General features: G+C 43.4%; 21 protein-coding genes and 2 pseudogenes. 1 reads left to right on the top strand and 22 read right to left on the bottom strand.

Features of this window, described 5'->3' with window-relative positions; all coding sequences use genetic code 11:
- Position 1: 1 nt before the first annotated feature.
- The 11 genes and pseudogenes from DTA23_RS28690 to DTA23_RS07565 form a co-directional block, all read right to left on the bottom strand.
- Positions 2–2,135, bottom strand: a pseudogene (locus tag DTA23_RS28690) (alpha-L-fucosidase); the annotation flags it as partial.
- A gap of 128 nt (positions 2,136–2,263) precedes the next feature.
- The gene (locus DTA23_RS07525) at positions 2,264–4,021 is read right to left on the bottom strand and encodes a RagB/SusD family nutrient uptake outer membrane protein (protein ID WP_112374327.1); all 1,758 of its coding nucleotides are present in this window, start codon (positions 4,019–4,021) and stop codon (positions 2,264–2,266) included.
- A gap of 23 nt (positions 4,022–4,044) precedes the next feature.
- Positions 4,045–4,179: a hypothetical protein gene (locus DTA23_RS28695; protein ID WP_256603053.1), complete on the bottom strand. Its 135-nt coding sequence runs from the start codon at positions 4,177–4,179 to the stop codon at positions 4,045–4,047.
- 61 nt (positions 4,180–4,240) lie between these two features.
- Complete coding sequence (locus DTA23_RS07530) at positions 4,241–4,906, bottom strand: hypothetical protein (protein ID WP_112374282.1); 666 nt, start codon at positions 4,904–4,906, stop codon at positions 4,241–4,243.
- Positions 4,888–5,535 (bottom strand): TonB-dependent receptor domain-containing protein, encoded by a 648-nt coding sequence (locus DTA23_RS07535; RefSeq protein ID WP_172462341.1) that lies wholly within the window; start codon positions 5,533–5,535, stop codon positions 4,888–4,890. Before DTA23_RS07535 ends, DTA23_RS07530 begins: the two co-directional genes overlap by 19 nt.
- Before the next feature lie 465 nt (positions 5,536–6,000).
- The gene (locus DTA23_RS07540; RefSeq protein ID WP_146753030.1) at positions 6,001–6,246 is read right to left on the bottom strand and encodes a hypothetical protein; all 246 of its coding nucleotides are present in this window, start codon (positions 6,244–6,246) and stop codon (positions 6,001–6,003) included.
- Positions 6,236–6,793, bottom strand: a pseudogene (locus tag DTA23_RS07545) (TonB-dependent receptor plug domain-containing protein); the annotation flags it as partial. The gene DTA23_RS07540 and the pseudogene DTA23_RS07545, both read right to left, overlap by 11 nt.
- A gap of 11 nt (positions 6,794–6,804) precedes the next feature.
- Entirely contained in the window at positions 6,805–7,314 is a 510-nt protein-coding gene (locus DTA23_RS07550; protein ID WP_172462342.1) for a carboxypeptidase-like regulatory domain-containing protein, read from the bottom strand.
- Between the two features lies 1 nt (position 7,315).
- Positions 7,316–7,582: a DUF4974 domain-containing protein gene (locus DTA23_RS07555; RefSeq protein ID WP_112374287.1), complete on the bottom strand. Its 267-nt coding sequence runs from the start codon at positions 7,580–7,582 to the stop codon at positions 7,316–7,318.
- Between the two features lie 249 nt (positions 7,583–7,831).
- Positions 7,832–9,103 carry a FecR family protein gene (locus tag DTA23_RS07560; protein ID WP_172462343.1) on the bottom strand — a complete coding sequence of 424 codons (1,272 nt, stop codon included), beginning with the start codon at positions 9,101–9,103 and terminating at the stop codon, positions 7,832–7,834.
- 64 nt (positions 9,104–9,167) lie between these two features.
- The gene (locus tag DTA23_RS07565; protein WP_112374289.1) at positions 9,168–9,767 is read right to left on the bottom strand and encodes an RNA polymerase sigma-70 factor; all 600 of its coding nucleotides are present in this window, start codon (positions 9,765–9,767) and stop codon (positions 9,168–9,170) included.
- 155 nt (positions 9,768–9,922) lie between these two features.
- Here DTA23_RS07565 and DTA23_RS07570 point away from each other — a divergent pair, with 155 nt between their 5' ends.
- Positions 9,923–11,071 carry an alginate lyase family protein gene (locus DTA23_RS07570; RefSeq protein ID WP_204990780.1) on the top strand — a complete coding sequence of 383 codons (1,149 nt, stop codon included), beginning with the start codon at positions 9,923–9,925 and terminating at the stop codon, positions 11,069–11,071.
- Positions 11,072–11,133: 62 nt separating this feature from the next.
- On the opposite strand, the gene DTA23_RS07575 is transcribed toward DTA23_RS07570, so the two are convergent.
- The 11 genes from DTA23_RS07575 to DTA23_RS07620 all read right to left on the bottom strand — a co-directional run bounded on the left by DTA23_RS07575 (position 11,134) and on the right by DTA23_RS07620 (position 22,943).
- Positions 11,134–12,639 carry a glycoside hydrolase family 32 protein gene (locus DTA23_RS07575; protein WP_204990781.1) on the bottom strand — a complete coding sequence of 502 codons (1,506 nt, stop codon included), beginning with the start codon at positions 12,637–12,639 and terminating at the stop codon, positions 11,134–11,136.
- A 66-nt stretch (positions 12,640–12,705) separates the two neighbouring features.
- On the bottom strand, positions 12,706–13,602 hold the full coding sequence (locus tag DTA23_RS07580; protein WP_112374291.1) for a glycoside hydrolase domain-containing protein: 897 nt from the start codon (positions 13,600–13,602) through the stop codon (positions 12,706–12,708).
- Positions 13,541–14,017, bottom strand: a complete 477-nt coding sequence (locus DTA23_RS07585; RefSeq protein WP_112374292.1) for a glycoside hydrolase family protein — start codon at positions 14,015–14,017, stop codon at positions 13,541–13,543. Before DTA23_RS07585 ends, DTA23_RS07580 begins: the two co-directional genes overlap by 62 nt.
- Positions 14,018–14,375: 358 nt before the next feature.
- On the bottom strand, positions 14,376–14,588 hold the full coding sequence (locus tag DTA23_RS07590) for a hypothetical protein (RefSeq protein WP_112374293.1): 213 nt from the start codon (positions 14,586–14,588) through the stop codon (positions 14,376–14,378).
- Entirely contained in the window at positions 14,554–15,489 is a 936-nt protein-coding gene (locus tag DTA23_RS07595; RefSeq protein ID WP_112374294.1) for an SGBP N-terminal domain-containing protein, read from the bottom strand. The genes DTA23_RS07590 and DTA23_RS07595 overlap by 35 nt, the downstream gene beginning before the upstream one ends.
- 43 nt (positions 15,490–15,532) lie before the next feature.
- Positions 15,533–17,182, bottom strand: coding sequence for a RagB/SusD family nutrient uptake outer membrane protein (locus DTA23_RS07600; RefSeq protein ID WP_112374295.1), 1,650 nt, complete (start codon positions 17,180–17,182; stop codon positions 15,533–15,535).
- A gap of 77 nt (positions 17,183–17,259) precedes the next feature.
- Entirely contained in the window at positions 17,260–18,345 is a 1,086-nt protein-coding gene (locus DTA23_RS27470) for a TonB-dependent receptor domain-containing protein (protein WP_218565310.1), read from the bottom strand.
- Positions 18,255–20,384, bottom strand: a complete 2,130-nt coding sequence (locus DTA23_RS07605; protein WP_218565311.1) for a SusC/RagA family TonB-linked outer membrane protein — start codon at positions 20,382–20,384, stop codon at positions 18,255–18,257. The genes DTA23_RS27470 and DTA23_RS07605 overlap by 91 nt, the downstream gene beginning before the upstream one ends.
- A gap of 86 nt (positions 20,385–20,470) precedes the next feature.
- Positions 20,471–20,917 (bottom strand): carbohydrate kinase family protein, encoded by a 447-nt coding sequence (locus tag DTA23_RS07610; RefSeq protein ID WP_172462344.1) that lies wholly within the window; start codon positions 20,915–20,917, stop codon positions 20,471–20,473.
- 1 nt (position 20,918) lies between these two features.
- The gene (locus tag DTA23_RS07615) at positions 20,919–21,422 is read right to left on the bottom strand and encodes a PfkB family carbohydrate kinase (RefSeq protein ID WP_172462345.1); all 504 of its coding nucleotides are present in this window, start codon (positions 21,420–21,422) and stop codon (positions 20,919–20,921) included.
- A gap of 198 nt (positions 21,423–21,620) precedes the next feature.
- Positions 21,621–22,943: a sugar porter family MFS transporter gene (locus DTA23_RS07620; RefSeq protein WP_112374298.1), complete on the bottom strand. Its 1,323-nt coding sequence runs from the start codon at positions 22,941–22,943 to the stop codon at positions 21,621–21,623.
- Positions 22,944–23,083 lie beyond the last annotated feature (140 nt).

The raw sequence follows: 23,083 nt of genomic DNA on the forward strand, positions 1-23,083 counted from the left end.
GGACATTCCCCTGCGCATCGGGTCCAATATTGAGCATATAGTTACCACCTTTACTGACAATTTCCAAAAGCCAATAGCGCAATTCGTCTACATTTTTCCAATCATGATCGTAGGATTTATAGCCCCAGGAATGATTGAATGTCCCGATGGCTTCCCAAGGTTGGTTAAAATGTTCCGAAGGATCTGGAATCCGATTATCTCCTGGAATGGCATAATCGCCCATGCCATTGCCAATCCGTTCTGAGACAATAACATGTGGATTGCAATCATAAACGGTTTTATAGAACCGAAAGCTTTGTTCTGCAGTCATCAGTCCCGGCATATCAAACCAGATATATTTCAGCTGTTTGAACCGCGTCAAAATTTCCTTTACCTGAGGAATTGCTTTTTCGTTGAGATACGAAGCAAAGGAATTTTTACTGGGATCCCAAAGATTGGCACCAAAAGCATCGGTTTTGGTATGGGCAAGATCATGCTGTGCCTTCGTTACCTTATATTGCGCGTCGCTACCATCCCTCCAATCGATATTCTGTGAATAATAGACACCAAAATCGAGTTTATGCCGAAGACAGGCATCATAAAGTTCCTGAATGATATCGCGTTTAAAGGGTGTAGCCTGTATGCTATTGAATGAACTGACCTTTGAACCATATAGCGCAAATCCATCGTGATGTTTACTTGTCACAACAAGATATTTCATCCCGGCATCCTTGGCCATTTTAACAATGTTATCGGCATCAAAAGATTGAGGCGAAAATTGGTTTGCTAATTTGGCATAGGTTGACCGTGGAATTTTTTGCGACCAATTGAATCCATTCGGCGACACTAGGACTCCCTAAATCTTCTATTCTCTGACCGTTCCATATACCTGCTGGGATCGCATACAGTCCCCAATGGATAAATAGACCAAACTTTTGTTGCTGAAAATCTTGGAGTGCCCGTGCTTTCTGTTTATTCATCTCCTGCCATTTCTTCATTAGCTGTGCAAGTCGATGTCTTCGCTTGTTCCATCGCGTCAAGGCTTCTAAATAATAATAGTCTGCATACACCAAAGGCACATCAATCTCTCCTTTATGTGGAATACTGCCTACACTATGTTTTAAGATAAACAGACCATTTCCTCCAACTTCACTAGCGTACTTTGGCGAGCCCAATGATCGCAAAATCTTTTCAGCCAGATCCAAATAATCCTGCTGTTGTCCCGGCTCCATATATTCAACCAATTCCAAAAGTGCCGATGCAGTGACAGCAGCAGCGGATGCATCCCGCGGGGTAGTGCCAAAATCTTCTTTTCGATAGTCCCAGTTTGGAATAAACCCCGCTTGATCGACATCAAAGTCCCACAAGGGAACTCCATCATCAGGCAAGCGCGGGTGCCGTGCATAAAAGTCTGCCATTTTTAGAGCAGCCTGTAAAAACTTAGGATCCTTCGTTTCACGGTACATCACAACAAATCCATACAATCCCCAAGCTTGCCCTCTAGCCCAGGCGGAATTGTCCGAAAAGCCCTGAGCAGTCTCCCTGCTCAATACAGCACCCGTATTGGGATCATAGGTAACCACATGGTAAGAACTGTAATCCGGTCGGTATTGATTTTTCAACGTCGTTTCTGCATGTCGAATAGCGGCATTCCGATAAACAGAATCGCCAGATAATTTGGAAGCCAAAAAAAGAAGTTCCAAATTCATCATATTGTCGATAATGACTGGGAATTCATATTTATGCTTACCGTCCCAAGAAGAAAATGTATTCCAAGACTTGATCGCTCCAACCTTTGGATTGAAACGTGTCAATAAAGATTTGGCACTCTGGATCAAGATCGATTTGAAGGTGGTGTCACCCGTCAACCGATAGGCATTGCCATAACTGCAGTTCATTACGAAACCAATATCGTGGTGATGCGTATTAAATTGATTTTGACGTAATGAATTCGTCCATTTTAATGCAGCGTCCCGCCATTGATCATCGCCTGTATACTCAAAAACATACCAAAGACAGCCCGGCCAAAAGCCACCAGTCCAATCCCGGATATCAGTAAACGTTGTTTTTCCATTATGATCTGCCGATCGTGGATACTTACTCAGATCTTTATGATCTTGATACAGCAATGCATACTGTTCGTTCGGCCAAATCAAATCCCTTTTTTACGATATCGCTTGTATCCGCGCGTAGGAGAAAAGGATAAAAAAAGGTCAAAAAATAAATAAAGTATAAGCTATATCTAAAAAAAATCATGTTTAGGTTCATTTTATACCCACAAAAACTAATCGATCCAACCCGGGTTTTGCACCAGGTTCACGTTCATCTGTATTTCTGAGGTCGGAATAGGCCATACGGTCAAGAAATCGCCTTTGTAGCTATAATTCCCAACATTTGTCCCCCAGACCTGCTTACGTCCATTGCCTGCTTGAAACACCGTCTCTTTCCAGGTCCCCCAACGCAATTCGTCAAAGTAATTGATCCCCTCATTCGGAAACTCCACACGGCGTTCGTTGCGAATACGTGTACGTAAATCATCTTTTCCGCCAACAGCTGTTACAGCATTGGAATTTAAAAGTGCCAGCCCCGCACGCTGGCGAACTTCGTTAACTTTTGCTATAGCTTCATTCAGTTTACCATCTTCATTCAAGGCCTCGGCCCACATCAATAAAACATCAGCATAGCGAAAAATCGGAAAATCGATAGGTCCATAATTACGATCCACAAGCTCATTGACTCCTTCAGCAACAAATTTTCGATAGAAATAGAAGAAATTGATCTGCGTATCACTCTGAATATCGCCGTCTACCTGTGCCTGCCCACGAAATGGCCAGCGCATAAATTGAAGGCTTTCAACATTCGTAAAATTATAGGCACCCCTAAAAGTCGAATAAGGCGTCACGACATTGGCCTGCAAACGGGGATCGCGATTTTCATAGGCCTTTTTGATGCGCTCCTCATTGCCTTGGGGCAGATAAAGGCTCATTTTTGCACCTCTTAATACCGCAGCTGCCTTCTCCGCATCTGTCAAGTTGTTACGTAGAAAAAAGACCTCCCTTTCATTTTCGGTTAAACTGCTGTATCCTGGAATAATTTTATCCCATTCAAACTTAGAGCCATCGTTATTTTCGTATAGATCAACCAAGTGTGGTGAAGGCATATAGTAATTCCAGCCTCGCGAATAGACCGAGGGCCAACCGCAAAATAGCTGCATATTATTCCCATATCCCTGTTCACTGCGATGCTGAATGGAAAAAATCATCTCAGGACACTGCTCATTGGCCTCCTTAAACAAAGCTTTATAATCGCCGAACAGGGTGTGGCCAGCATCTTTTACTTTTTGAAAATCAGCCGCTGCTTTTGCCCAATCCTTTCGATAAAGATAAACTTTACCCCGTAAGGCATAGGCTGCCGCTTTAGTTGCATGTCCATAATTTGCATTACCCGCGGGATAACGATCGGGGAAATTGCTTTCAGCAATACAATCGTTCAGGTCAGCCAATATTTGATTCCAAACCTCCTCTTCCGAACTACGTCCTTTAATGGCCTCCGCCGCTGTAAAGGGCTCGAGATAAATGGGTACTCCTTTGTAGAGTTGGTTAAGTCGAAAGTAAAAATAAGCGCGCAGAAATTTAGCTTCCGCAATATATTTTGCTTTCTTTTCTGCTGTCGACGGTGATTTTATGGGAATATTCTTTAAGGCGTCGTTTGCACGCTGAATACCTTCATATTGAATTTTCCAAACGTTCAAAAATAAGGGGTCTCCCGCGGTAATGGTTCCCGTCAATAAGGGTTCATCAAAACGTGCCTGCCCCGTATAGGAAAAACGATCAAACTGATACAGTTCATAGGGTGAGATCAGTCCACTATGCCCCATCAGGAGCCTAAACGAACTATAGATTCCCGCAACGCCCAAATCTGTTAAATTGTCGGTTGTCCACATCGTTGCCGTGGAAACCGATGAATATGGAGAGGTATCCAAAAGATCTTTTTTGCACCCTACTATACCTGTTAGCAATACAATCGCTAGAAATTTTTTCATCTTTTTCATGGTGTTCATTTAGATTAAAAGGTTAGATTCAAACCCAATGAATATTGACGCATCGTTGGGTAGTTGACGACAGACGAGTTGATCAGCGAAGGATCATTGCTCGCAGGTCCAATTTCCGGATCCAGTCCAGGGAACTTGGTCCATGTCAACAGGTTTTCACCAGCTAAATAAATCCGAAGTTTAGCGATTGAGAAACGTTTTGCTATGCTTTCAGGAAGGGGTGTAGCCTAACTGAAGATTTCTCAGCTTCACAAAAGACGCATTATACAAATAATAATCGCTGGTACGTCCATTCTGTGCATCGGTCACCCCTTTTAAGCGTGGATAATAGCCATCTATCCGATTGTTGGGATCCGAAGGATTCGCGGCATTATAATAATAATGGTTGTTAGCGACCAATGCCGGGACTGATTTCCCCTGTGCGACGATAGAGGAATTGAGATAAAGTTCATTCCAATAATACGACATACCTGAAGAAGCGGACCAGATCATGGACGCATCAAATCCTTTATAGGCCATGTTGATACTAAGACCATAATTGAATGCTGGTGTTGCCCTTTTGCGCATAAACTTTTGGTCATAGACATTTCCATAAACACCGTCACCGTTCATATCCGAATAAATCAAGTCGCCATACCAGATCTTGGTAGGATCTATCCCGTCGGCGGGCTGAAATGAATAGCCTGCAGCGACCATAGCCTTCAACCATTCCATATCCTGTTCTGTCCGGATCATTCCGTCGCGAGGTCCACCATTTTTATCAACGGAGCCATCCGCTAAGAAGTGGCTTCCTGAGCCACGGTATACGTTGTATAAATAGAATTCATTGATTTCGTGGCCTTCCAGAATCCGTTGGTTTACTCCATTAGAAACCATACCGATATTGGACTGGTAAACCCGATTACCGGCGGCATTAGTGACATAACCCTCCGACAATGCGCCTTTATATTTTTCGACACGATTGGTATTATAGGCGAAGTTGGCTGATACGCCATATTTAAATCGTTGATTTTATCTTGGTATCCCAGCGTCAATTCAAGCCCTCGTTTGCTCACTTCGGCAATGTTCATCGTCGCTGCTGTAGCGGTACCTGTGGTCGCCGGAATAGTCGGGACGTATAGTATTCCATCCGTGTAAGCGCGATAGGCATCAAATTCGACGGTCAATTTATTTCTCCATGCTGTCGCTGTAAAGCCTACATTTGTCGTAGTGGTGGTTTCCCAATGCAACAGGTCATTTCCTAGTTTAGTCTGCGCCAAACCACGAACAGCCTGGTTATTGAATGAATAGTTTACAGTACCGTACGAGGGCAGATGATCATAATTACCCGGGGATGCATTATTTCCGGTTTTCCCCCAGGAGGCCCTTATCCGCAAATCATTCAGAAAAGACTTAAGTGGACGCATAAACGATTCCTCCGAAATACGCCATCCTGCGGAGAAGGCCGGAAAGAAGCCCCAGCGCTTGGCGGTTCCAAAGCGTGATGATCCATCGTACCGTAACACCGCTTCGCCAGGTATTTATTATCGTAAGCATAATTGGCGCGACCAAAAAAGGAACGTAAACCGTAGTCGAGCTCATCACCTGTGATAGAACTCATTGTTGTTGCCGAATTAAATGTCGTCAAGTCGGGGTGTACAAGTCCCAGTTTAGCCGCCCCTATATTATATTGGTTAAAATACTGTTCGTTATAGCCCAAGATACCGCCAACGTCGTGTTTACCAAAAGATCCTGAATAACGTAATACATTATCAATAATCACATTGTAGCTCTTGGTAAGGCCATATTGGGTTGTAATTTGTCCCGACGAAAGCGCAGCTGTACTCAATTTGTTGGTTGCAAAATTCCATTTTTCATAAGGCACCTGATGGGAGTTGGTTTCGGTATACGCATAATTGTAATTTACCTTAGATTCAAACTCCAACCCCTTCATTAAATTTAACTTTGCAAATATTGTGGTGTTGAATCGGTTAACCTGGTTCTTCCCTCCCATTCCATTTAGAAAAGCTAGGGCATTGTTTGCGGTTGCCGATTCTTCGGCGGCAGCCGGAAAACCATAAGCCGCCATTGTAATAAGGATAAACTCCTGGCACAGTCTGTGTCAGGTAAGAATATGCAGTTACTACATCGGCCACACTCAAATTCTGCATATCGCCAAAGGTCTGGGTACCCACCGTTAAAAACTTGGCAACTTTCGATTGTAGATTAATACGCATGGCGTATCTTGTCGGCTCCAGTTTCGGGCATGGTCCCCGGGTTGTTGAAATAACCTACTGAAAAGAGGTATTGCGTGTTCTCACTCCCACCATTTAAGGATAGATTGTGATTTTGTAAGAGTTTGCGTTGTCCAAAAAGCACATCTCCCCAATTGGTATTGGGATACGCAACTCCATTGGGAATCCCAAATTCGGTCAATCCATTCGGATTTTTCTTCGCTTCTTCCCAGAGATTGATTGTTGCATCCGTATATACGGCCGCCTGCCCCAGATTCTTGAACCCTTCATTCACAAGGCGCATATGCTGCGCGTAGTCGGTAATAAATTCGGGTACATTATTGGGCCGTAGCATCGAAACCATTCCCGAATAGGATACATTATTTTTTCCCTTTGATCCTTTTTTTGTCGTAATTAAAATAACTCCATTTGAACCCAATGATCCATAAATTGCCGCTGTTGCCGCATCTTTCAAAATGGAAATCGATTCTACATCATTGGGATTGACAGCATCCATGGATCCGACAATACCATCGATCACCACCAAGGGTGAGGTATTGTTTAAAGTTCCCTTTCCCGGATCAGGATATTAGCGCCATCTGCCCCCGGTTTTCCGGTTGTGGTCTGTACGTTAACCCCCGCCGCAAGTCCGGCCAGAGAAGAGCTAAGTGTAGCCGTTGATCTGTTTTCCACCGAACTTCCGTTCACGGTCGATACAGCACCAATCACATTTGCGCGTTTCTGACTTCCGTACCCGACAACAACCACCTCGTCTAGACCACTGACAAGCTCTTGAAGCACAATACTCAATTCTTCATTGCCGGTGACACTCTTTTCTAGACCTTGGTAACCGACGTTTGAAACTACCAAGGTTGCATTGGTAGTTGGTAACTGGATGGTAAATTTCCCATCTTGATCTGTCACCGTGGAGATATTGGTTCCTTTCACGGTAACGGTCGTTCCTACCAGGGCCTGTCCTTTGCCATTAACGACTTTACCGGCAATGCCCCGCTGCAGGACTTCTTTGTGTTCGGGAATTAATGGATTTCTTTTGGGTTTTATCACGATCACCTCATCTTTTTTTGATCCATTCCAGATCCAGAGGTGCTACGATAGCATTTAATGCATCTTCCAATTTGGCATGCTGTATATTGACTGACAAGCGAGTCTGTGCCAGCGACTTGCCATTTAAGAAAAAATTGACGCCACTCTGCTTTTGGAGATCGCGCATCACCTGATTTAAGGTGACGTGCTTAGCGGTTAAGTTTATGGTTTGCGCATTTCCTTCTGCAAACAGCTGCATTGCAGTCAGTAAAGAAATGAGTACGATTAATTTCATAATCAGTATACTTCGTAAAGTTAAACTCCACGGGTGTAGCCTAACAAATGGATAAAAAATCATATGTTTGTACGGTTTGTATGTTATTTATAAATGGTTATCAAAAATTTGCCTTTGGGCAACACTTGTAAGTATATGCATCCAATTTAAGGCAGTGCCCCCCAGCACTGCCCTTTTTGTGTTGCTTATACCTTTCTCCAGCTCAAGAAGAGTCTATAGTCATTTCTTTTTTCATCAATATTTAAGGTTTTATTGCAATGGTGTCACCAATAAGATATTTTTTTCCTGACCTTTACTCAACTCAAAATGCAACCCACCTTCTTCCAATACATCGAGTACGTCACGGAGTGACTTGTTTCGTTTGATACGACCATAGAAATGCGTTTGTGGCGCTTCGCCCTTGTACCTCACTTCTACATTATACCAGCGACCAATCTGCTGCAATGCATCCGACACCGGTGTTTCGTCAAAATAAAACAAGCCATCTTTCCAGGCAGTGAACGGCGCTGTATCTACATTTGCAACTTGTATATTTCCATTATTAGTATTAGTCGATTGCTGACCGGGTTGAAGGTATATTGCCTGTGAAGCGCGATTATCGTTTGATAATTTGACCTTCCCTGTGATTAAAGTTGTCTTAATAGCCGTATTTTCCGGATAAGCATTCACATTGAATGTTGTCCCAAGCACCTCAATTTCCTGCCCTTTACTGTGTATTTTGAAAGGTCTCGAGCTATCTTTGGTCACCTCGAAAAAGGCCTCTCCCAACAGGATAACTTTTCGTTCATTTTTGGCAAAGGCCATCGGATATTTTAGCGAAGAGGCCGCATTAAGCCATACTTTTGTTCCATCAGGTAAAGTAATTTGATACATCCCCCCCAGCGGTGTGGTCAACTCCAACATCGCCTTGCTTGGATCCATTTGCTGGCCTTGTTTACTTAAGGCATCGGCGATAGATTGCCCATTTTCGTAGGTGATATTTTCCCCCATGACAATCCCCGAAGCCTGCTTATCGAGTTCCAAAACTGTACCATCTGCCAAGCGAAGAGTGGCACTGTTTCCGCCAGGCTGTACAGCATCATCCTTTGTATCTTCCAGTCCAGCGAGATGCCTGTCCGCCAGGGTATGACTCGTCTGCTGTTGCCAAAATATTACTGAAAAAACAAAGAGCAATAGACAGGCCGCTGCAGCCCAATAGGGCCATCGTATGGAGATAATGGTTTTCTTCTGGATCGGCATACGATCTTCCCCTCCTTTTTCCAATAAGTTATCGTTATCTTCTTTTCCTTGCTGGATTTGTTTTTTGATGGTTTCGAGTATTATTTTCAATCTCGATTCCTCCATTTTACCAACAGACGAAGGCCGTAGTAAACTAGCGACTAGCGCCTGATCGATCGCATCCTGCTCACTTGTGTCAGTAGTAGAAAGCGCTTGCTGTAGCCATTCGATCTCCTCAAGCGAACAGTTCCCTTCTTGATATTTTTGAAGTAATTGGTCTATTTTAGATTTATTGGTCTCCACTGAGCTGTATTTTAAAGTAAATACACACAGCATGAAATAAAGGTCTGCTCTAGAAAAAATTTTTTTATTTAGCCGAATAGAGAAGCAATGCCAATAACAATGATGAAAATCCACTATCCTGCAATGCGCCACTTCGGATAAACTTATTTGCTTTGACAATATGGTCGCGAACTGTCGCAATGGAAATCCCCATTTCTTCGGCGATCTCTTGATAACTTTTACCCTCCAGCTTGGACAGCCTAAATATTTTTTGGCGTTGTTTGGGCAATTTGCTCAGTAATTCCTCGACCAGGACCAAGGCTTCCTTTGAATCCAGCACTTTATCAATGGTATTCTCGGATTCCACTACCCCATAGGCGAGCTGGATCTCGGATTCCATTTCCAATTTCAACCTTCGTTTGAAATTAAACGTAATATTACGTGAACAGGTAAACAGAAATGCGGCGAAAGATTGTTCAGGATTTATTTTTGTTCTATTTTCCCAAATACGTAGAAAAACATCCTGAAGTAAATCTTCAGCGATAGTTTCATCTTTCAAAAACCTAAGAATATTGGCGTAAATAATCTGGCTATAGCGATGGTACAAAATATCAAAGGCCTGGATATCTCCATAGTGAAGTTGGCACAAGAGTTCCTTCTCAGGCAGATTTTGATCGATGTTCATAATTGATTATTCTAGGCATGAAGTTAATTACTTCGCTGCAATAATTCAAATCAAATTTCTGAAGCCCAGTAAACTTATTGTATTTTTTTCTTAATTTGCAGGAGCTAATCCCCCCATAGCTGCGCAATCAATTGATAAACGTATCCATTTAAAACATGCAAAATTTTAGATATTATTTTCGGAAGCTCAGCCGTTCGACAGCTCAATGTATTAAAATAGGGTCAACCTTGATTCTGATCTATTTTTTTACGGCTTCTTCTCCCTGCCATGCCCAATCTCTTATGCACCCGAATGCACAGATTAAGTTTGTAAAATCGCAGATCAGCAAAAAATCCGAACCGGTATATACGGCGTACAAGCAATTGATTACGCTGGCCGATTCTCTTTTATTGACCAATCATCATGCTGTCGAAGATTTTAGCGTCCCTGGCTTTTATAGCGATAAAGAAGGCCAACGTGCCATGGCAAAAAAACTCTACACAGACGCTTTTGCCGCCTATTGTACGGCCCTCGCCTATACGTTGAACGGGGAGCAGAAATATGCCCAAAAAGCCCTTTACTTCATGAATGCTTGGGCCACCATCAATAAAAAATATTCCCAGTTTGACGGACCAGTTGTACTTTCTTATGCTGGTGCCGGATTAATGATTGCAGCAGAGCTGCTCAAAAACGATCCGCTCTGGGCAGAAAACGATCTTAATCACTTTAAAAGCTGGACGATCAGCGTCTATCAAAAAGCGACACATTTCTTACGTGAAAGGCCAAATAATATTGCTGATTGGGCAAGGTTTGCAAATTTGCTTTCGGCCAATTTTCTTGATGACCCAAAAGAGCTCGCCTTCACCATATCATTGATTAAAGGCGATCTTTTTGAAAAAATCGCAGCGGATGGTCACCACATTGAGGAAGTAAAACGAGGAGAAAAAGGTTTATGGTACACCTATTTCTCGTTGGCCCCATTAACAGCCTTCATGTGGTGTATACGTCAGGTGACGGGCGAGAACCTGTTTGCAGCCACGAAGGATGGGAAATCGATCAAAAAGGCCCTAGATTACTTATATTATTACAATCAACATCCTACAGCATGGCCCTGGTTTAAAAATCCTGACGTAGACATTCACAACATGACGGTAGGCGTCTGGCCTTCCAACCTACTTGAAGCCATGAAGGATATTTATCAGACGGCTGAATATGATTCGTATCTCTCGATTTACCGTCCAATTATCTACAAAAAGAATCATTTTGCCTGGACTTTCCCGACATTAATGCCGGTATACTTGAATCAGGCCAATAATATAGAATAGTATAAACCATAAAGCGATCCTTCGTGAAAACGAGGATCGCTTTAATCGTGTAAATTGGGGTTCTATCTCTTAAATCCAGCAATACCGAGCTCTTGAAACTCCAGCTTTTTATTCCCCACGATACGCACCTTGGTTATCGGTCTGTTCGGAAAAAATAAACTGGTCATTACCGTTAGTCCCCCATCTGCAAAAAGCTCCACAGAGCTCACATCAACATACAAGCTGAAAGAGAGTGTTCCGTTATTCAGCAGGCGTTGTGCTGAAGCTATCTTTGGGAATTCCTCGTTAAACGACACTTCCCCGGACTTAGAACGATCAATATAATAGGCATTTTGATCTTCACGATAACCAATAACCAATTCGTCACCAGATTCATTTGATAAGATCACTTTGAAAGACTGTTGCTTCAAATCTTTGAGGTCCAAACGGTACGCTTGCGGGAGATGTTGCTCAAACGAAACTTCCTTCGTTCCGCCGCCATGGTACTTTTTAAGCGGTCGAAATGCAGTTTCAATTTCTTTGGGCGCAGTACTTGCAACGTAGAACGACTGTCCAATTTTATCCAACGATAAAACACGTGGTATGGTTGAGGAGGAGCGCCATTTTGTAGTAGGTACCACATTGGCATATTGCCAGTTGCTCATCCAGCCAATCATCAGGTGCCTATCCCCCAGGTTACTCCAAGTTACACCGGCATAATTATCGGGTCCCCAATCCAGCCACTTTATTTTGGTATCTTCTGTGTGGAACTGATGTCCATCAAAGTCACCCACAAAATATTGTGTTACGGAACCACCGTTGGGCCCACCTGGATTGATACTGACCAACAAGACCCACTTTGTAACTCCTTTGTAGTCCATGGGAATAAGATCGGGACATTCCCAGACACCTCCATGGGCTCCCACCTCTTTACCAAACTCACTTTCCTTCTGCCATGTTTTCAAATCTTTGGAAGAATAGAAAGTAATACAATCTTTTGTAGCTAAGGTCATAATCCAACGTTGGCTATGCGCATGCCACATCACCTTTGGATCCCTGAAATCCCATATGCCAGGGTTTGGTAATACTGGATTGCCTTTATATTTTGTCCAGGTAAGACCCTTATCTAAACTATAAGCCAAACTTTGATTTTGATGCAATCCCGTTTTCCGATCCTCTTCCTGATGATTGTGATGGGTAAAAATGGCGACCATAGCATCTTTCCCAAAACCTGCGGTGTTGTCTTTATCGATCACAGCGCTACCTGAGAAAATAGTTCCCAAACTGTCGGGGTACAATGCGATCTTCTGCTCGTCCCAATGGATCAAATCTTTACTGATCGCATGGCCCCAATGCATTGGTCCCCAAACGGGTTTTTCGGGATTATGCTGAAAAAAAAGATGATAATTACCGTTCAAATAGACCAGCCCATTGGGGTCGTTCATCCAGCCCTGCTGTGGGGTAAAATGGTAAAGTGGACGATACTTCTCTTGGGGATCCCGTTGTTTTTGCTGCCCCATCTGGGCCAGACTTGTACCGACAATACTTAGCAAGAACATCGTAAGTCCGTATTTTTTTAATCTTATCATTTTTCTTTTGTTTACGTTTATAATCCGATTATTGTTCGCTTCAATAAGCAAATATCTTATAAATTATCAGGAAGATTTTTCAACTTTCAACCCATTGACTGTAACGATTCCCTGATCCACAAAAATAGTCCATGGATTTTGATCCATTTTATAGATCCGGTTGGTAAAAGCAACACGATCATTCACATACACGACACAGATAGACTTTTCAATACTAATTTTCAGATTAAAAATCCGATTGGTCGGTACGGTGAGTGGTGTAAAATTGAGTGCTGTTTTACTTCCGCCACCATTTCGAGCCTCCTTATTCATAAGCAGGGCCGGCATATTCCAACGATTGGATGAAGTCAGGTCAAAAGCAATGCTATACACTTCGGTCGGATCATCACATGCTCCAAATGAAAAACCAAATTGATTGGATTGCGAAGCATCAATAGTCATTGTCATTTTTACGGTCGACGTATTTCGGTTAAACAGCGCATAGCTTCTTCCCCCTGATTGAGCTGACAAACGATAGGTTTTATTCGACTCAGAAACTTGACCAACGCTGCTCAGTTTTTCAAAGGCGACTTCTTTATTGAATTTGCTGTTTAGGGCCTCCGGAATTTTAGGATACAACTGTCCTGACGTTCCCTGAACCAACTGATGGGAAATTAGATTTCCAGCCCAGGGCAGTTCGTTGTTATTATTGACGGTTTGTCCCGTTGAACACCAACCCGAAAGATAACGTGTTGTACCATCGCTAGCCGTCTTGCCAGCATAGAGATAAAGTCCATCAAAGGTTTCATGATGTCCTTCGGCATCCCGACAGATCATCCAGGGACCATCCGGAGAATCCGCAATACGATAAAATGTCTTGCGATGTTCATCCCGGTTGATCCGCGAAAACAACAGATACCACTTATTGCCCATTTTTAAATAGATCCGGGCATTCCAATAGTTCAGCATCTGTTTCGATGCCATATTTTTCCACTGTCCCTGTCGTCGCAACGAGCGGTTCAATCATCGACCAACTGCTTAAATCGGTTGACTGATAACGTGCAAGGATTCCTTTTCCGTCTTTTCGCGTCGTGACTAGCATCACGTAGGCATTACGGCCTTCATCCCAATAAACGTGCGGATCCCGAAAATTATTTCGATCATACCCCACCGCAGCCTGCAGTGCCATAGCTGGTTGCTTGGTCCAATTCATTAAATCAGTGGAGGTAGCCAACATGATCTTTTCTGCTGGAGTAAAAACACTGTTATGACCTGTATAGAAACAGTAATACACTGTTCCTTTTTTGATAAAACTTCCTGTTCCGATCCATTCATCCTGACTCCCCACAGCGCCCGATGACAATACTTCGGTAATAGCCCTCAAATGTTCCAAAGTCACTTGTTTCGCGTGCTATAAATCGGGTGCCTGTTGGCGTTCTCATAGAGATAAAACAAGTAGAACTTTTTATCGCTGGCATTGTAATAAGGCATGGGATCGGCCCACAAACCCCTGCTGAGGCCTATAGAATCGTTGATATGGGCCAGCCTCCTGCCCCGAAGTACAAGCCGTAGAACTGTCCACAGGTTGTATTGTTATGGGCTTATCTACCACTGTCGAACGCTCGTCGCTATTCTTGCAACTTGTCAACAAGCTGAGCAAGAATACTGTCGGAAGCAAATACATTTTTTGGTCTCATGATTTAAATCTTTCTATTAATCCCTTATAATCTATCATCACTTGTTTTATTTGTATTCGATCATTCTTTAGGTAATGCTTTCAATTCGTCCCAGTACATCCGTTGGGTAGGAAATGCCACGGGCTGTCCATTAGGATGCTCATGCGGCATCACAAGTATATTGTTGATGATAGCCTTTCTTCCAGCAGGAATCTGAAAAACCAACTCTTGCCACTCCCCAACGTGCTCCTTTGCATAATTAGCCCGCAACCAATCTTTTTTGCTGTTCACCATCCGATTGAATCTCCAATTGTACATCTCCCGCTACATCCTTCAATATCATAATGGAAAAACGGCCATATTCTGCCGGATTGATAGTCACTTTATTTGCATTCCACAGCGCACCACCATGCCAGCCTTCGCCCGTTTTATTATCCCGGACAAAAGACGCACAGAACGGTGTTGCATTAATTCCCGTAGTTTTCGGGTTGGGATAAGGTGAATCTACGGCGCTCACCCCTAACCCGTCGAAATGTGGAACGCTTGTTTCGCCATTATAAATCATCAGGATCTGTTTGGGTTCCGTGCCCAAAATCGCTGTTACCGTATACTGGAACGTCTGCCCCATATACGCAAGGCTGTATTTTATCGGAGAACTTAAATCCACGGGGCCACTCTGATTGGGCGTTATGCTCGCGCCAGCTGTAAATTCTATCGCAGGTGATAAGTTCTTCAGGTCTGTCCCCAGGGGTAGGTAAATTTTAATGCTTTTATTTTTCTGATCGATGATTCCAGCTTTTTCTCCGATATGGAATGCCGTTATTTCCGCTTTGATTTCTTTGACGGTTACTTGATAGGTGTTGAATAGATTTCCATTAAACACGCGGTAAGTAATTGGTGTTGTTCCAGAAAATGAAAAGTTCTGGGCGATACCTGAAGCTGGAGAAACCTTGGCGTTATTGGGCAATTCAATCGTCGGAGCCACCGCTGAAAGATCTGTGCCTTCAGGAACCATGACAAGAATGGTACCTTTTGCCGGATCTATTTTTCCAGCGGTATTACCGACCTTGAAGGAAAGTACCTCTACATCTGCGTTCAAATTGAGTGTGCTATCGGCATCACGCTTGCAGGCAGCAATAAGCCAGATAAGCAGGATAGTAATCCCTACTTTTATCGTATTTTTTAATGTGTGCATTGGAATAATTGGTTATGCTAATCGTTCAACAATAAATGCTTATTTAATAGCCTGGATTTTGTTTGTACAGATATTTACTTAATCTGATCTGTGCTTCAGGAATCGGCAAGTATTCGTTCCTATCTGCAGTAAAATGTGCCGAAGAATAATAAGATCGACGTGACTTTTCCGCATCATAATAGGCATTCATGGCCTGGTCTGCAATTCCCCAGCGTACAAGATCAAAGAACCTTCCGTTTTCCATCGCAAGCTCCAATCGTCTTTCCCAACGTAACGCCTTCCGGGCATTTTCTTCGTTCCATACAATATTATCTCCATTTTTGTACGTTTCGATCAGGGTTTTATCATTTGCATAGCCCGTAAGTGCAGTGCTATTTTTTGCCCGCGTACGTACTTGGTTTATCAATGGCAGAGCTTCAGCCGAACGATGCAGCTCGATAAGCGCCTCTGCCCGCATCAACAGCACATCGGCAAAGCGCAATACAATTCGATTTTTTGTATTGGCATAGAACGGTACCATCGGGACAAAACAATCGCAATCGGGATCTACATTCTCTTTCAATGAGGCGTAAACCGAATATTCTGCCGGGTTACGGTTCCAGCTTTCTTCATACGTTCTTTTGCTACTATACTTGTACGGTAAGCCCGGAATTGCAACCGTATGAAATAACCGTGGATCGTACTTTTCTGAGGTATTAAAGCTATTCAACGCATTGTAGTTATCCAGTGGTAGACCTTTACCCGTTGTGCGAAACGCGTTGACAAGGCTTTGACTCGGTTTATTGAAATCACAACAACCTACGCCCATAGGTACTGATAGCACATCAGAAAAATTAACACGCCCAAATTTTGTGCCGTCATCTTTTGAAAACTGAACTGAAAACAGGGCTTCGGTCCCATTTTCATATTTGCCCGGCAAGAAATTAAAAGCAAAGTCGGTTTCCAGCGTATGATTGGATGAAAGTACAACATCCGTATTTTGTACAACCTTTTCCAAATCTCCGGCATCGATGCCCGTCACCACATTACGTTCGGCATTGTCCTGACGGTATCCCTTATAGAGATAGGTTTTGGCAAGATATGCCGCAGCAGCAACACGGTTGGCACGCCCGACCTCCGTTTGTACAGCCGGGAGATGATCTACAGCATACTGAAAATCATCCACAATCTTTTGCCATAGCGCATCGTTGCTCAAGGCCCTATTCGATACGGTTTCATAGCTGTCTACCGCGACATTTTCATCAATATAAGGCACATATTTGAAAAGGATCTTGAGCATAAAGTAAAAATGACCGCGTAGAAAGCGTGCTTCACCCAGCTTTTCTTCCTTCCCATCGAAATTATCCATCTCCTGTATGGTCTTGATCGTGGTATTGGCACGCGAAATCGCAACGTACAACTGAAACCACAATTTATCCAACTCTGCAAAATTGGTTGTAATGTTATTGGAGACCTCCAGGAAATGAAAGGTCTGGATATCCTGTGGTCCCGATCCGCCTTTATAAGCATCGTCCGACCGAACCGTACCATAGGGCCATAAGCTAAAAGGGACATCATAATGATCGTTACTCAATGCCGCATAGGTAGCTGTCAATAATCGTTCAGGCTCCTTAACCTGATCGGAGCTCAGTACACCATTGGGTGTTTGATCTAAAAATTTGGTGCATCCTGGAAGTAGTCCAGCAAGAACCATGAATATCGCTATTTTAGTGGTTATTTTTTCATCCGTATAAATTATTTAGAAGTGTATCGCCTTATTTCGCTCCCATTTTAAAATCCAATATTTACCCCAGCTGTCCAGGTGGTTGGAATTGGATAACCCCAACCTACATTTTCAGGATCCACACCGGTGAAATTTTTTGATTTAACGGTAAATAGATTCTGACCAGTTACATAAATCCTTAATCGGCTCATACGTAGGTGTGCGGCGGTTGCTGTTGGCAAAGTGTAGCCCAGGGACAAATTCCGGAGCTTCATATAAGATCCATTCTCGATAAAGTAATTTGACAGACGGCCCTCGTCGTTGTTATTTGTTGTTTGTAAGGCCGGGATCGTTGACGTTGGATTTTGTGGTGTCCAGGCATTGAGCAGACGTACACCTTTATTGGAATTGACGTCGTCCACACTCCAAAAGTCCGTTTGCTTTTTCAGCCAGTTTTCAACATCTATTCCCTGTACCCCCTGAAAGTACGCAGATAGGTCAAAGCTTTTATATTTTAGCACAATGTTCAAACTATAAGAAAAATCAGGATGAGGACTACCAATCCATGTACGGTCCATATCGGTGATCTGCTTGTCCGCATCATAGACGTTGACATAACGTAAACGCCCTATCCCTTTACCGGTCTGATTGACGTGCGCATCCACCTCGTCCTGATTCTGAAAAATGCCGTCGGTAACATAGCCATAAAATGACCCTAGCGGCCGGCCGATAATATTGTCTCCTTGACGACCACCATAGGAGTTTTCTACTGCTTCGGGTAAATGTGTCACCTTGTTTTTATAGGTCGAGAACACAGCCATTACATCATAATCCAATCCAAAGGTTGTTTTATTACGATATCCGGCCGATATGTCCAAACCTTTATTTTCCATGGAGGCACCATTCGCCCAACGGTAACCGCCCTCTCCGACCACACCGATATAGGCTGGATTGATCAACATATCTTTGGTTGCTTTAACATACCAGTCAATCGAACCATAGAGACTTTGATTAAACAATGAAAAGTCCAAGCCTATATTCGTCTGCGTGGTAGTTTCCCATTTCAGATCATTATTTTCCGTTTGGATTTTGCGGTATCCCGATGGTAACTTTCCCGTTCCTGCACCCGATAGATCGTATGCTGTACCGTCCACGATATTCCATGTTGGATCAGCAACACCATATTCGGGACGAACAGGGCATAGGTAGCCAGATTACCAATACCCTGGTTGCCTGTCTGCCCCCATCCCACACGTAACTTGAGGTCAGAAATATAATTTTTTGTACTTGCCATAAAGCGTTCAGAAGAGATCCGCCAGCCTGCCGTTACCGCTGGAAAAGTGGCAAAGCGGTTATTTTTACCGAAGCGGGAAGAGCCATCGTGGCGTACGGTGAAAGAAGCCAGATAACGGTCATCATAGGAATAATTGGCCTTTCCAAAATAGGATAGCAGCGAGAAGCCTGTAGAGCCACCTCCTACTGCCGCTGTACCCGTACTCACACCTGGCCACATATACTCTGGTGTTTCTATGGCAAATGCACCATCACCAGCGGTATAGGCGTTAAAATTAATATCATTCTGACGGTTCATTTCGATACCAGCAAGCACATCTATTGTATGTTTGTCGATTGCCTTCCGATAAGTCGCTGTATTGGACCAAGTCCACTTCATCCCATGAGACTGCTCCATATTAACGCCACTGCGGCTGCTGTTCATAAATCCCGAACGATAGGATACTTCCAGGTTACGTTTGTAAAAATTACTGTAATCCAGGCCATAACTGGTTCGAACATGCAGATCTTTTATCAGCTGTAGATCGGCATAGGCATTCCCAAACAAACGCCAATAATTGTATTTATTATTTCTATTGTCGTAAAGTACACGCATGGGATTATGACGGTCGTTCATTCCTAATGCTGGTCCCCCCCAGCCCATTCCATCTACCGTATGCACGGGGATAATCGGTAAAGCTTTCAACGAAAGGTCAAGTACATCGCCGGGGACCTGCACTTCACCCGTGTTGTTTACTGTAAAATTCTCTCCAACAACCAGTTTTCCATCAAACAGTTTATAGTCAGCATTCATCCGGGCGGATATTCGCTGGAAATCCGTGTAACGGAGTGTGCCATTGTTGTGCAAATAACCTAAGGAGAAAAAGGAGCTGGATTTTTCTGTTCCGGAGCTCAATGTCGCATTGTATGACTGCTGCAGTCCTGGTTTCGAAACTTCCTTAAACCAATCGGTATCTGAAGCATACATGGTGTGCCCACGATCAATATACTTGGAAACAAAAACAGTATTGAGCTGAGGCACGCCATTCGCATCGTTATTCCATTCAAACTGATAACCAATATTGTTTCCATTTGGATTGCCACCGCTGTTGATCGTTGCCTGCCATAGGGCACGACCATATTGTTGTGCGTCGAGCACTTTCATGCGATTATTAAAATGCGTACTGGTGGCGTAGGCGTCTACTGTAAGTTTAGGGGCACCTAGCTTTCCTTTTTTCGTAGTGATGACAATAACACCATTGGCTGCACGCGAGCCATAGATACTCGCCGAAGAAGCGTCCTTTAAAACCTGAATGCTTTCGATATCATTCGAATTGAGTTCGTGCATTCCTCCCTGGGTGGGGGTTCCATCAATGACATATAAGGGATCCTGACTACTATTGATCGAACTGATTCCGCGCATACGCACTGTTGCCGCTCCACTTGGACTACCATCCGAAGTTACAGTCATACCGGCTACCCTTCCTTGCAGGGATTTCATTGGGTTATTTTCTGGAGCCTTCATCATCTCAGCAACATTCACAACACTCACTGCGCCAGTCAAATCCTTCTTCCGTTCGGTTTGATATCCCGTAACGACCACTTCATCCAGCCCTTTTTCGGTGCTCGTAAGCTGAATATCGAGGAACTTTCTTCCGGCAACAGCAATTGTCTGCGTGGCATAGCCGACATAACTTATTTCTAATGTGCCCTGATTGCCCGATGTCTGGAGGACAAATTCTCCCTTTTCATTTGTCTTGGTAGCTATTGTGGTTCCCTTCACCACTAAAGATGCCCCCACTACAGGTGCTGCTGTTCCACTATCCGTAATTCTTCCCCGGATTTCAGTCTGCTGCGCAAATGCGACAACAGAAAAAAGTGCCAAAGACGGGAGCAGCATTGCTTTCTGTCTTGTAAACATAATTGGTTATGCGTAAATGGTTAATTATTTAGATTGATTATTTTATGATGATAGCGTGTATACTGCTTCTTTAAGAAGCAGTATACTTACTGTTGCTTCTGGCCTCCATTGAAGATCGGATGCAACCATTGGAATCGATTGATGACCTCATCGTTATATTCAGGACAAGCCCCCCGGCTCTGTGTCACAAACCCACTTAAGGTCGCCGCAAATTCCAGTACTTCCTCCAGCTGAACACCCTCCTGCATCTGAAACCTTTTGGTGAGGAAAGCCGCCAAAAACGAATCACCACTTCCGATTGTATCTTCTACCTGAACTTTCAAGGCCGGGAAATGATAACTGATATTATCTTTTTTATAATGATACACGGCTCCATCTGCACCATAGGTTACAATTGCCTCCTGAATTGCAAAACGGGCCATGATCAAGTCTACACGCTGCTGATCGGTATAGGCTTCCGTAGCGCCATTCCAGTCGGAAATAACATGCAGTTCCTCGGCATTCATTTTCACAAAATCAGCGTATGCCAACAACTTATGTATTTTTTTCAGGACCAAAATAAGGTGTACGCAGGTTGACATCCATCACCCGAAAGCGGGCTTTTTCAAGCAATAACAGCAAACTTTGGAAGCTTACTTCATCCCGACAGGCTAGACTTCCATATACCAAAAAATCCACCGTTGCAACTGCTTCCAGAACAGCACTATCCACTGCTATTCTGTCCCAAGCTACCGGATAAACGATATCGTAATGCACATCGCGTTTAGCATCGATCGAAACCTCTACGGTTGAGGTCGGTAACAACGCATCATACTGGAAGAAATCGGTCGGAATGCCCAGATCCTCACATACCTTACGTAGTTCATAACCATTTTCATCACGCCCTATGCGTGTTAGCATACGCGTCGTAACGCCCAGTTTATTGAGGTGATAAGCCACATTCAACGGTGCACCGCCCAATTTTTTACCTGTAGGAAGATTGTCCCAAAGTACCTCTCCAAAACAAATACCCTGTATTGATTTTTCTCCGTTTTTCATATTTCTTCTTTTTTCACAAAGCTTCGGCCGAGCGCCAAAAGCCATGTAACGAATTGATTATTATATTTCCCTTTAAGTTCAATGTTGACAATAGATACACACGACTTGCTATCATAATGTCATTGATTAAATAGCTTTCGATAGGCGCCAGTCGCGCCATGGCTACTCCGACGCCTATTCGTTTAGTCCAGCTAAAGACTAATGTAGATTGATGGTATGCCCAAGGTCTTCCAGTGACTTCCCTTTTGTCTCCGGCATAAACTTAAGCACATAGATAAGCTGTAAAACCATAAATAGGGCAAAGATCAAGAAGGTACCGCCCCCGCCGAGCATTTCCGTCAATGCAGGAAAACAAAAGGTAATAATTGCCGCCATCACCCAGTGTGTCAAGCTGCCGAATGTCTGTCCTTTAGCACGGACATCATTCGGAAAAATTTCCGAAATAAACACCCAAATCACAGCGCCTTGCGAGAATGCGAAAAAGGCAATAAAACTCATCAGATAGATGGTGATCGCAAAACCCGTCGTTTGATTGGTATAAAAAGCATGGGAAACGAGTGCCAAAGAAACAATCAGTCCAATCGAACCCACCAACATTAATTTTCTTCTACCGACCTTATCGATGAAATTAATCGCCAGCAACGTAAAGATAAAATTGACAACCCCGATCCCAACTGTTGAAAGCAATGAACTCTGTGAGCCCAAACCGGCCATTTCAAATACACGGGGGGCATAATAGATGATTGCGTTAATACCTGAAACCTGATTGAACAGCGCAAAACAAAAGGCCAATAAAATAGGTTTGACATTTTCGCGAACGAAGAGTTTGCCCTCCCCTGCTGTATTGTTTTTGGACTCCTGAATTTTTGAAATCTCCAGCTCGTAACCATCCGAGTTGATTTTTTTCATAATTCGTTTTGCTTCAGCTAAATTACCCCTGTGCAGCAGTAACCATCTTGGACTTTCCGGAATAAGGAAGATCAGACCGAAGAATAATAACGACGGAAAACACTGTACGCCTAACATCCAACGCCAGGACTCCTCCCCTACCTGACCGATAAAGTAATTGGACAGATAGGCAATCAGAATCCCCAATACGACGTTGAACTGGAAAAGTCCGACCAATTTTCCACGCGATGCCGCCGGAGATATTTCCGATATATAGATTGGTGCAGTTACCGAAGAGACGCCAACGCCTATACCACCCAAAAAGCGGAATAAAATAAATATCGTCCAGTCATTCGCCAATGCGCTGCCTATTGCTGAGATAAAGTAAAGAGCTGCAACCGCAAATAAAGTATTCTTACGCCCCAACTTATCTGAAGGCAGTGCACCCAGCGCTGCTCCAACAACTGTTCCGATCAATGCAATGGCCATGGTCAATCCATGCTGAAACTCACTTAAATGCCAGTGTTCCTGCACGGCCTTTTCTGCTCCTGAAATAACCGCTGTATCAAATCCAAATAAAAATCCGCCTAAAGCCACTACAAAGGACCAAGCTAGTACCGTGTTTTTGTTCATGTTATGATCTATAATTGATTAATCCAAATTTAACCCTGGTTTCATCTTAACTTAAATTTGAGCTTCGCAAAAACATTTATTTATGTAACATTTTTTAAAAAACATTAAAACACTAAAAATCTGAAACTTACACTAGTATT

This window comes from Sphingobacterium multivorum, assembly GCF_900457465.1.
Taxonomy (GTDB): domain Bacteria; phylum Bacteroidota; class Bacteroidia; order Sphingobacteriales; family Sphingobacteriaceae; genus Sphingobacterium; species Sphingobacterium multivorum.